Source organism: Fluviicola sp., assembly GCF_030151805.1.
Classification (GTDB): domain Bacteria; phylum Bacteroidota; class Bacteroidia; order Flavobacteriales_D; family Crocinitomicaceae; genus Fluviicola.
On sequence record NZ_JASLCN010000483.1, the window covers coordinates 1 to 10887 of the forward strand.

The window sequence follows — 10887 nt, forward strand, 5'->3', positions numbered from 1 at the left end:
AGACTGAATGACGATCCGTCCATTGAGGGATCGTCATTCAGAAGTATTGAGAAACCAAAATTAAAAACCTGCTAATGCGATGGAGATTTTTTGTTTCTTCTTGTTTTGAGCTTTCGGTAACCGAAAATACTTGTTGGGATTAGAATTAAAAGCAGCGGCCAGATAGAAAGGAGTGATAATACAAAACCGACGATTGCATTCCAGCCTTTCGAAAGCGAATTTCCGGCATCTTCCCAAAAACTGTTTTCATCCGGTGCAGCCGGAGGATGAGACAATGTTTTGAATAATTCAATGTTCAGTGTGCCATATCCGACCTGGCTATCTAAAAATCTCAATCGGCCTTCCTGGCTTTCGATTTCTTCGATGAGTTGCCGCACCTGGCTTTCGATCTGCAAAAGATCGTCTACATTTTTTGCGTTACTCATGATTTCCTGGTAACGTTTCAGATAAGCTTTTTTGCTTTTTAAGCGTGTTTCAATGTCGAAGTATTCTTCTCCGACATCTTCTGCGTGAATGTTTTTTGAAAGGATTTCATCCGACCCCGTGTTGATACTTTGCAGCAACTGATCAAATTTTGAAGAAGGAATGCGCAGTTGTAAAGAATAACGCAATTCGTAACCGGATTTGCTGAAAGATTCGTTGTCGTAATAACCGCCGATTTGCTTTAAAACCCTGTCGAGATTGGCTTTGCTTTTTTCGATGTGTCTGGATTTGAGTGTGAGTTCGCCGGTTTTGATGAGTTTTTTCTGTTGTACTGCTTCTTTGGTCTTTTTGAATTCGGCGGAATAGTCTTGGTTGCTTTGAGATTCTTCCTGTTGTATTCCGGGTTCATCGGATAGAAGACTTGCCATTTCAATGGCAGATTTTGTTTCCTTTTGGTTGTTTGAAGAACACGCAGCCAGGAAAAGCGGAAGTAAGCCAATGCTTACTGATTTAGAGATGAAATGTGACATAGTTGAACATTTAGTTCTTGCTATTACACATCGTCCGGATAAAAGTTCAATTAGCTGGATTTACAAACCTGTTTCCCCAGGTTTTTAAGCATTTTGATGGTTTTGTCGAGGCTTTGCAGATCAATATCCTGTAAAAATTTGACGTAAAATTCCTCAAACATTTTGTTGTAAACCCGGCACATTTTCTTTCCTTCTTCGGTCAGAATGATCAGTTTATTCCGGCGATCAGCTGTGTCTTCTTTTCGCAATACAAGGTTCTTGGACGAAAGTTTGTCAATAATGGGTGTCAGATTCGCTTTGTTCTTACGAACGGTGTCTGCTATTTGCTGTTGATTGATCTGATGGTTTCTGGAAAGCACGATCAGCACCTCGAACATTTCTACCGTAATTCCAAGATCATTGTTTTTCAATTTTTCCTTGAAATAAGCCTGAATGATAAAGCGAACCTCTTTGATGGAATCAATCAGCTCTATCAATTTCACCATATTGCTATTTTCGATTTCAATCATACTATAAAGTTAAAAACAAAACAGTTATGTATTGTAACTAAGCGTCCAGAGAAATAGTGAAATGACTAAGTTATTGAGTTATCTGAAATAAAGAGCAGTTTTTCTCTGCTCTTTATTCAAGTGTTTGATTTACTACGGATTAGTAACCTTCAATATTTAATTCGTCTCCGAAATAACCTTCCGGAGCATCTCCGTTGTTCATATTGATTCCGTAGTACTTTCGTTTTAATTCTTTCCCCATTCGATAAGTAATGACGCTTACGTCGAGTAATTTTTCCTGGTAACTTAAAATTGCATCCAAATTTTCCAGATTCGGATTCAGGCAAATTTCGCTCATATTTTTCACACTTCCCAAATCTCCTTTCAACCAGCGGCCATTTCGTTTTCCCTGGATGTATTCACCGACCTGGTTCAGATTTCCGTTGATGTCGTAGATTTTCCAAACTCCGGTAGGAAGTCCGTCTTTTACCCAGCCTTCATTTTGAATGGATCCGTTGTCATAATAATTTTTGACATACCCGTTTTTGCGGTGTTGTGCACTGTCTTTTTCCCAGAAACAATACAGCATGCGCTCTTCGTTGTGGTCGGTATGTGCACAATCATATTTTTCGAATTTTTCGATGATCCAGCTTTTGCTCAATGGATTGTCCTTTTCATCCAGGTAGTAAAGAATTCCTTTCGACTTGAATTTGATACTGTCATTGACCTGGATAATGGTGTCGAAATATTCTACTTCCATGAGTTTCTTTCCGAAGTAGTTGAAGTATTTCCAGCATCCTGTTTTTACACCTTTGGAAATAGTCCCGATGCGGGCGATCGTGTCATTCGGATAGTACTTTGTGATGCTGTAATCGATTCCCGATTTGTTGACCAAACTTGGTCGGCCATAATAAGGTTCATACAAACCATCATCAGAATAACCAGCCTGAAAGATCAGTTGTTCGATACTGGAACTTTCGGTTATGTCGGCAAAATTGAATGGAATGGAATCGCGCCAGTCAAATTCATAACGAACACTTAATTCGTTTTCTTCCCAGATTTTTTCTTCAACCGGCTGATTGTAGCGGAACTTCACATATTGATACTTGAATCCGAGCGTATCATACGCTTCATAATCATCAATCGGATCACCGTTCAGGAAAAATCCTTTTTTGGCCAGCTTTCCGTTTGAGTGATACGCCACAGATTGCCCCTGAAGAAGTCCGTTTTTAAATCCAAGATCGAAAATCAGGATCGAATCTTTTCCGGGATAAGTGAAATAGGTTTTCACATCTCCGTCCAGGAATCCGTCCCGGTAGTAGGACTGATTGTAGAACAATTGGTTTCTTTTGAATTCCACTCCTTCTTTTGCACCGTCTTTGTAATTGACATAATTCAACGTGTCACCTTTCCAGTTTAGCTGCACAAAAGGACCATCCAAAGCGCCGTTTTTGAAATGGCATTTGGATTCAGGATAATACGTTTTCTTTACCGGATACTCTTCAAACTTGCTTAAAGGGTCTTCGTATACATACTCTTCCTCGTTCTTTTTGGGTTTTGCTTTTGGAACAGCAACCGCATAATCAATATTTTCTCCGTGTGCAGCACCGTTTTTATAACCGATTGTTGAACGGATTTTCCCGAACTGATCTGTGTATGTCCAGACACCTTCCGGTTTTCCGTTCAGGTATTTTCCTTCCACTGAAGAAATAAAGGAACTGTTTTTATCAATCGTTACTGCGGAAGCAGAATAGTCAAGATCCGTATATTCAACAAGATCAAAGCCGTATCGCTGATTTTCATAAACCGCTAGGAAAGTTCCGTAAAGATTCGGGAAAAGAGCTGCTACTGCATGCGAAAGTTGCCCGGAACCATTGAAATCAGGAATATAGCCTAAGAGGATATCCGAGCGTTTTTTTGATTTCAGATAGCTTTTCAGTGCCGACTTGTACAGTTTCAGATCCACGGAACTTTTCGGAAGAGAGATTTGTACCGATTGATTACTTGTCTTGACACTGAAACTTCCCGTTTTATCATTCAACTTGAATGTTCCGGTAAAGGGTTTTTCATTGATCCATAATTCCTGATCGCTTTCTTTGCTGTATTTATATTCCCAGTAGAAAGCCAGTTTTTCGAGTGTGAACGTATCTGTAATACTTGTTTTCCAGTATTCATCAAGTGTTCCGTTTTCGATAGTGCGCAGTTCGATGTTCTTAAAACGGGTTGTTTTTACTGAATTTGCATTCAGGTAATCTTCTGAAAAAACAACTTCCTGCTTTGTTACAGTATCACCCGGCAAATTTCGCTCAAATAAAGACAGTGTTCTGGTTTTTGGGTAGAAATAGGCTTGTTTTGCAATGGAAGAATCGACCTTGAATAATTCTTCGATGAACAATACTTTTTCAGGAAGGGTTTCCGATTTCAGATCGCCGTCTTCCGCATAAACAAATGTCGGTTTACCATAATTCCGGTCATATTTTTTGTGGTTGATCGTAATGGTTGAGTGATTGTCTTTCTCTGCCTGTTTGATTACATTTCCTTTGGAATCATACCACAATTCGTAATATTTGACTCCATTGTAGTCGTAATAACGCTGCACGTATTGATTCGAATCGCTGATAAAAACAATCTCGTTTGCAATGGTTCCGTTGTCCCAGTAAACCGGTTCTTCTTTCACCAATGAGCCGTCTTTTACTTCAAAACGATACTGAAGCTGTCCGTTTTGGTAATAATGTTCTACGATGCCTTCGTATTTATACAGGTATCCGATGGAATCAATCAGATCGTTTAGGGTGTAACGTTTTCCGTTGGCAAATTCATACGATTCATTCGGATCGTAACGCTCGTTGAAAGGATCTTCCATTCCGAGAGTGTAATCATAATTATATTCGTCATACAGTTCTTCGCCTTCATAGCTGGTCAGGTTTTCCTCCGGAAGTTCCAGGTCATTCGTATCGGGTTCCAAAACGGTATAGAAAGAATCAAAATCCGGGAATTCTGTTTCGTATCCGTAGCCCTGATCACCACCACTATTCCGAAGTATTAAGGAATCGTTGTAACGGTAAGTCATGAAATCGTAAGGTATAACGGAATGGCGGATAATCGGTGATTTACCTCTTTTCTTGTCAGTGCGGAGCGTATAACGGTCTATCAGGCTTTTGTCTTTACTTTTTGTAATCGTCAGTTTCCCTTTTTTGTCTGCCGATACGATCGTTTTGTATTCATACATTTCCCAGGCACCGCTTTCCTGATCGTTGGTGTAGTGACCGGATGTGAGTAAATCCCGGTTTTCATAAACGGTATACGGGCCATTTTTCAACCCATCCAGGAAATGAATGTTTGTGGTGTTGGTATCAAATTGCAGATTTTTGAACCTGCTTTCAAGACTTTCGTTCGGATTGTATTTGTACTCGGAATCGGTATTAAGCGTGTAGGTGTAAATTTTCCAGAGACCGGTTTTTTCACTGTCCAGATAGGCTCCGGTTTTCACTACTTTCCCTTCCGGATTAAGCCAGTTGCTTGTTCCGACAATGACATTGTTTTTAATTGAAAAATAAGCAGCAACAATATCATTTTTGTAGCGAAGAACCCGTTTCGAAATATAGGGGATATCGCGGTAAAACATTACGTATTCTCCGTCAGGCAGAGTTGTGAGGGCAGGAGTCGGGTCGATTGAAATACTGTTATCTGCCGTTACCAAAAAGTAAGGATATTGTTCCAGGATCTGTTCGAAGTCTTTCAGGTACTTTTTAGATGATTTCGGAAATTTGATCGCGCTTTTCTTTTCAAGCTGGGTAATTGGTTCTTCCGTTACAGAAACAATCTTCTCATTGCGGTCGTCCCGTTTGATGATTTCTTTCTTGTCGGCAAAATTCAGGTAATATTCCTGCATTCCCTGAACCTGCTGCTGATGAGGATATACGAAATACTTTTTCCCATCAATGGTTACCTGATCTACCTGTGCAGATGCAAAGAAAGAAAAGAGAGATAATAACGTGAGTAAAACTTTTTGTTCTAAATAATTGCTGATCATGAAAGACAGTGATTTAATTGTATTGCGAAAGTACGGGAATAAATGGGGCTTATTCATAAAATGAATAGGTGAAAATTTCCTGCGTTTGATAATGCTTCACGCTTTCCACATGTTCTTTTTTATGGATCACTTTTCCGGGTAATTTTTTGCTGTTATAATAAATGAACGATTTCACGGAAGTTACAAAGGTTTCATCAATAAAAGTTGAATCCAGGTAACCCTTGAATTGTCCGTTCGAATAATTGAAATAACGTTTCTTAAAAAACGGGTAATCTTCATTTGTAATCACTTTCGGATAGTTTTCCGAATAATAGCTGTAGTTTGAAACAAATTTCTCCCTAACCTTGTTGCGTACTTTGTAGCGTTTTATTGGTTTTTGAGGTTCTCCCAAAACAATCCAATCATTTGGCAAGGGGCTGGCGATCGAATCTACGGAAAGCGGCCCGAAGTATTTTTTGTTGAGAACAAAATGAATCAGATCGAGGTTGTTGGAAGCTTCAAATGAGGCATAATCAGGAGTGATCCGGCCGGTGTTATACGTGAAGGTATTGTTTTCCACTCCGTAAAGATTGTCTTTTTGGATCACCTCGCAATATCCCAAAGAACCGGGTTTCCCGATTTGAAAAGATTGATTCGAGATGACAATTCCTTCGGAGAAATCCGTTACCTGCATTTGAACAAGTCTGCCGCTTTGATTGAACGTATAGATGATGGTTCTTTTCGGAAACGTTTCATCATCTGAATCGCCGTTATATACACTTGTGTCTGAAATAACTCCCTTGAAAGATGTAATGGTGAGCTGTTTGATCTTTTGTTTTGCCGCGATGCTGTCATTGAACCAAAACGGAAAATTGATAAGCTGCGAAACTTCTTCCTGAAAATAAAGCGGATGGATAAAATCAGCAGTAATTTCAGTTTGTTGAATCAGAACTTTCTTCTTTTCAGTACAGTTGGAAAGAGCAAATCCCAAAAAAATCAAGAGGTAAACAGTCAATCGTTTCATCCATTTAAAAGTAATATATTTTATGATATGGATTGAAAACTGTTGATGAGAGTGACTAATTTAAAATCGTTGTGGTTTTGTTGAATAAACCAAAGAAGTGTCACCCGTTTCTTTCCGATGACACTTCCCTGGTTGTTGAAAATAATCGGAAGGAATCAGACTGCTGTGTAACCACCATCGGCAATAAAATAACTTCCGGTGGTGAATGAAGATTTATCTGAACTTAGGAAAGCAACCAGATCAGCAACTTCCTGTGGAGTTCCCAAACGGTTCATGCTAGCTTTTGCAGCAATGTATTCCATGGCAGCTTTGTCCAGGTGTTCCGTCAATAAGGGTGTTTCAATATATCCGGGGCCAACGGCATTGCAACGGATATTCTTTTGACCGTATTCTGCTGCAATGTTTTTGGTAAGTCCAACGACTCCGTGTTTTGAAGCTGTGTAAGCCGGACTGTTCGGAGCAGCAACGGTTCCATGAATAGATGCAATATTTACAATGTTACCACCTCCGTTTTTTTCCATTTGCTCCAATTGATAACGGCAGGCATAGAATACTCCGCTTAAATTTAAAGCAATCACTTTGTCCCAGCCATCGATCGGATATTCACCCGTTGGAAGGGCAGGCCCGCCAATTCCGGCATTGTTACAAGCAATATCGAGTCGCCCATACTTTGCAACGGTTTCTTCTACAAAGCGCTTGTTGTCTTCTGCCTTACTTGAATCACCTTTGATGAAAAATGCATCACCACCTGCATCCTTGATTGTTTTAACGGTTTCTGCGCCATGGTTTTCGTTGATATCCGCGATCACCACTTTTGCACCTTCTTTTGCATAAGTTTCCGCTACAGCCCGACCGATACCTGATCCGCCGCCTGATACGAATGCTACTTTTCCTGTTAATAATGACATAATTAAAAGGTTTAAAATGTTTCCTATAAAGTTACCGATTGCTTGTCCGGAAAGCAATGATACAAGAAGAGCTTTATAGAAGTTTAACAGTTTGTTACCCGGGTAATTTATTGAAAAGAGATTTATTTCCCGGATGAATTGTTAATACAACACAAAAGCTTCATTCATAAGGCTTAAACGACTCTTTTTCCGTAACTTTGCCGCATGGAATTAGAAAGACCGATAACGGACTGGTTACCACTTACTAAGAAAGAGGTTGAAAAAAGAGGTTGGGATGAATTGGATGTCATCTTGATTTCCGGCGATGCATACGTGGATCACCCGGCTTTTGGTACGGCAGTTATCGGACGAATCATTGAAAGTGAAGGGTTTAAAATCGGAGTGATTGCACAACCCAATTGGCGCGATGATTTGCGCGATTTCAAAAAACTCGGTAAGCCAAAATACTTTTTTGGTGTAACAGCGGGTTGTATGGATTCGATGGTGAATCATTACACGGCTGGAAAGCGCTTACGTTCTACGGATGCATACACCCCGGGCGGAGTTTCAGGGTTCAGACCAGATTACGCGACAACCGTATACACGAAAATCCTGAAAGAATTGTATCCGGATGTTCCGGTTTTGATCGGTGGAATTGAAGCTTCTTTGCGAAGAGTGACTCATTACGATTATTGGAAAGATCAGTTAATGCCTTCCATCCTGATGGACTCTGAAGCAGATTTACTGGTTTACGGAATGGGGGAGCAGCCGTTAAGAGATGTTTTGCGTCTTCTGAAAAAAGGTGTCCCGTTCGGTTCATTGACAACAGTGAACCAGGTTGCATTTATTCAGGATTCTGCAACTGAATTACCGAAAAACAAGCAATGGGAAACGGTTGAATTAGCGAGTCACGAAACCTGTCAAAAGGACAAATTGGCGTATGCTGCCAATTTTAAAATCGTGGAGGTTGAATCCAATAAATTGAAGGCAAACCGTATTATTCAAAAGATCGGTGCGAAAACGCTGGTGATCAATCCTCCGTATCGTACCATGACTGAGAAAGAAATGGACCAGTCGTTTGATATGCCTTATACGCGTTTACCGCATCCGAAATACAAAAAACGCGGAACAATTCCTGCGTACGAAATGATCAAGTTTTCGATCAACATGCATCGTGGTTGTTTTGGAGGTTGTAGTTTCTGTACGATTTCCGCACACCAGGGGAAATTCATTTCTTCCAGATCCGAAAAGAGTATTCTGAATGAAATTGATGAGGTGGTAAAACATCCGGAATTTAAAGGATACTTGTCGGATATCGGAGGGCCTTCCGCGAATATGTACCGTATGAAAGGGAAAGTGGAAGCTATCTGTGAACGTTGTTCAAGCCCGAGTTGCATTCACCCGGTGATTTGCAACAACCTGGATACTTCTCACAAAGCCATGACCGATTTGTATCGGAAAATCGATGCGCATCCGAAAATTAAGAAAGCATTTGTTGGCTCCGGTGTTCGTTATGACTTATTGGTTGATGATTTCAACAAAAATAATGAAGACGGGAATCACGACGAATATATTGAGCAATTGATCACCCGTCACGTAAGCGGTCGTTTGAAAGTGGCTCCGGAACATACTTCTGACGCCACGTTGCGGGTAATGAGAAAGCCGTCGTTTAAGTATTTCCACAAGTTCAAGGAAAAGTACGACCGGATTTCGGAAAAGAACAAACTGAATCAACCACTGATTCCATATTTCATTTCCTCTCATCCTGGTTGCGAAGAGGTAGATATGGCGAATCTGGCAGCTGAAACAAAGGACATGGGCTTTCAGTTGGAGCAGGTTCAGGATTTTACACCAACACCGATGACGGTTTCGGAAGTGATTTATTATACCGGAGTTCACCCGTATACACTCAAACCGATTTATACTGCTAAAGGAGCGGATGAGAAGAAAAATCAGAATCGTTTCTTCTTTTGGTACAAGCGGGAAAACAGGGATTGGATCAAAGATCGTTTGACGAAGGCTAAAAAGCCGGAATTGATCTCCCAATTGTTAGGAGATCAATATCCGAATCGTATAGTGAATAGTGCTGACGTTCAAAACAAATCTCAAAGTTCGAAAGCCGGTGGAAAAAATGTTCCCAATTGGCTTAGTGAACGGAGGAAAAGAAAATAAGCAACAGGCCGCGAAAACTCAGTGAAAGTGGAAGTGGTAATTTCTTTACGACCTGTTGCTTTATAACAATTTATGCCTAAAAAGCAATGTCACGTGACGACCAAACTTGCAGCAATGATTTGTTCATGTGTAAGTAACTTTCAATAGCACTTACGGAAGATCCAACTTTTGAAATGCAATAAAGCAATTCTTCTTCTGAACATTTCAATTCACTACTCCAATAGGAAATATTCGTCTTGTTGTGAATATCGACTCTTGGTTTGTTTACTAGGTCATGTAACATTTAAACAATGAATTAATTTCTTTTCTTGAGACAAATGTATGGGGTCAATTTGACTTGCACAACCGTATTTTTACTGAAAATGCATTGCGGAAAACCACATTTTTTCACATTGTTGAAAAAATTAATCGCGTTAAAATCAACCTTCTAGTTGTATTTCTCCTTTTGGGGGTTTGGAAGTTCAATTTATTCCCTCTAATATTGACTGTATAACTTAAACTATAATTATTATGTCATTTAATGGAAATGAGGGAGAACCAATCTCCTTGGAACAAGGTGCAGAATTAACAGGAAGGTACCAAACGAATCATCCGAATTCCATCATCGCGGGGGCTATCGGTAAAACGAATATTGACGCTCTTTTAGCACAGTCTGATTGTCATGGGATACGAGTGTATCTTGGAGAAAATGTTGATGGAAAAACAGAGTATGTTTGGGTTGGTGTAGACTCAAATGGAAATGATATCCTGAATCTGATTATTGACAGAACAGTCATGTGTCCTACTACTTGTGGGGGGAATAACCCGTTAAACAGCATTTTGAAAAGCGGTTTGAAATAATAGAATGAGTGATTGGGTGTATTTTGTTCTTTCATCCTACATCCTGCCTTTAGGAATGGGAGTGGCGCTTTTAATTCAAAAGCGCCTTTCTTTTGTTGGACTCATATTATGGTTGTACCTGCTGTTTACAGTTCTTGTAGATATAGGAGGTGCTGTTTTAGCTTTTAGTGGGATCAATAATCTCTGGCTTTACCGCATTTACATGTATGCAGAATTAATATTTCCCGGACTTTTCTTTTTGAACCAGTTTTCAAAGAGAAGAGGGAAGATTCTTGTTCTGATCATATCTTTATCGGCAATTGTGCTGACTACGATCACCAATTTATTTGATGACTGGCAGAGTTATGCGTCAATGCAAACATTCATTACTTTTGGATGTGCATCATCTATCATTATCAGTTATTTTGTTGAGATGTTTCAGCTGGAAAAAGTGTTTAATCCATTCAAAGATGTTTATTTCATAGTTGGAGCAACATTGCTTTTAGGACAATCCTGTACCTTAATTTATTAT

9 protein-coding genes are annotated in these 10887 nt (G+C 39.8%); 3 read left to right on the forward strand and 6 right to left on the reverse strand.

Going from position 1 to position 10887, the window contains the following annotated elements:
• Window positions 1–71: 71 nt before the first annotated feature.
• From Q1V93_RS18355 to Q1V93_RS18375, 5 genes are all read right to left on the reverse strand, one after another.
• Window positions 72–953 carry a DUF4349 domain-containing protein gene (locus Q1V93_RS18355; RefSeq protein ID WP_300666701.1) on the reverse strand — a complete coding sequence of 294 codons (882 nt, stop codon included), beginning with the start codon at window positions 951–953 and terminating at the stop codon, window positions 72–74.
• 50 nt (window positions 954–1003) lie between these two features.
• Window positions 1004–1462, reverse strand: a complete 459-nt coding sequence (locus Q1V93_RS18360) for a MarR family transcriptional regulator (protein WP_300666704.1) — start codon at window positions 1460–1462, stop codon at window positions 1004–1006.
• 139 nt (window positions 1463–1601) lie between these two features.
• Window positions 1602–5474: a hypothetical protein gene (locus tag Q1V93_RS18365; protein WP_300666707.1), complete on the reverse strand. Its 3873-nt coding sequence runs from the start codon at window positions 5472–5474 to the stop codon at window positions 1602–1604.
• A 49-nt stretch (window positions 5475–5523) separates the two neighbouring features.
• Window positions 5524–6477, reverse strand: coding sequence for a hypothetical protein (locus Q1V93_RS18370; RefSeq protein WP_300666709.1), 954 nt, complete (start codon window positions 6475–6477; stop codon window positions 5524–5526).
• A gap of 155 nt (window positions 6478–6632) precedes the next feature.
• A complete protein-coding gene (locus Q1V93_RS18375) occupies window positions 6633–7385 on the reverse strand; it encodes a glucose 1-dehydrogenase (RefSeq protein ID WP_300666712.1) in 753 nt (250 codons plus the stop codon).
• Window positions 7386–7589: 204 nt separating this feature from the next.
• Between Q1V93_RS18375 and Q1V93_RS18380 the strand changes: the two genes are divergently transcribed.
• On the forward strand, window positions 7590–9536 hold the full coding sequence (locus Q1V93_RS18380; protein ID WP_300666715.1) for a YgiQ family radical SAM protein: 1947 nt from the start codon (window positions 7590–7592) through the stop codon (window positions 9534–9536).
• 76 nt (window positions 9537–9612) lie between these two features.
• On the opposite strand, the gene Q1V93_RS18385 is transcribed toward Q1V93_RS18380, so the two are convergent.
• Window positions 9613–9819, reverse strand: a complete 207-nt coding sequence (locus Q1V93_RS18385) for a DUF3606 domain-containing protein (protein WP_124747697.1) — start codon at window positions 9817–9819, stop codon at window positions 9613–9615.
• 227 nt (window positions 9820–10046) lie between these two features.
• Here Q1V93_RS18385 and Q1V93_RS18390 point away from each other — a divergent pair, with 227 nt between their 5' ends.
• Both Q1V93_RS18390 and Q1V93_RS18395 read left to right on the forward strand, forming a co-directional pair.
• Entirely contained in the window at window positions 10047–10376 is a 330-nt protein-coding gene (locus Q1V93_RS18390; protein WP_300666720.1) for a hypothetical protein, read from the forward strand.
• A 4-nt stretch (window positions 10377–10380) separates the two neighbouring features.
• The coding region (locus tag Q1V93_RS18395) for a hypothetical protein (protein ID WP_300666723.1) at window positions 10381–10887 on the forward strand (507 nt) is incomplete at its 3' end.

What these genes read in the sequence shown, in the direction of transcription:
- Q1V93_RS18385 (WP_124747697.1), bottom strand. Translation starts at nt 9,819, where the DNA reads ATGTTACATGACCTAGTAAACAAACCAAGAGTCGATATTCACAACAAG.
- Q1V93_RS18365 (WP_300666707.1), bottom strand. Translation starts at nt 5,474, where the DNA reads ATGATCAGCAATTATTTAGAACAAAAAGTTTTACTCACGTTATTATCT.
- Q1V93_RS18375 (WP_300666712.1), bottom strand. Translation starts at nt 7,385, where the DNA reads ATGTCATTATTAACAGGAAAAGTAGCATTCGTATCAGGCGGCGGATCA.
- Q1V93_RS18360 (WP_300666704.1), bottom strand. Translation starts at nt 1,462, where the DNA reads ATGATTGAAATCGAAAATAGCAATATGGTGAAATTGATAGAGCTGATT.
- Q1V93_RS18370 (WP_300666709.1), bottom strand. Translation starts at nt 6,477, where the DNA reads ATGAAACGATTGACTGTTTACCTCTTGATTTTTTTGGGATTTGCTCTT.
- Q1V93_RS18380 (WP_300666715.1), top strand. Translation starts at nt 7,590, where the DNA reads ATGGAATTAGAAAGACCGATAACGGACTGGTTACCACTTACTAAGAAA.
- Q1V93_RS18390 (WP_300666720.1), top strand. Translation starts at nt 10,047, where the DNA reads ATGTCATTTAATGGAAATGAGGGAGAACCAATCTCCTTGGAACAAGGT.
- Q1V93_RS18355 (WP_300666701.1), bottom strand. Translation starts at nt 953, where the DNA reads ATGTCACATTTCATCTCTAAATCAGTAAGCATTGGCTTACTTCCGCTT.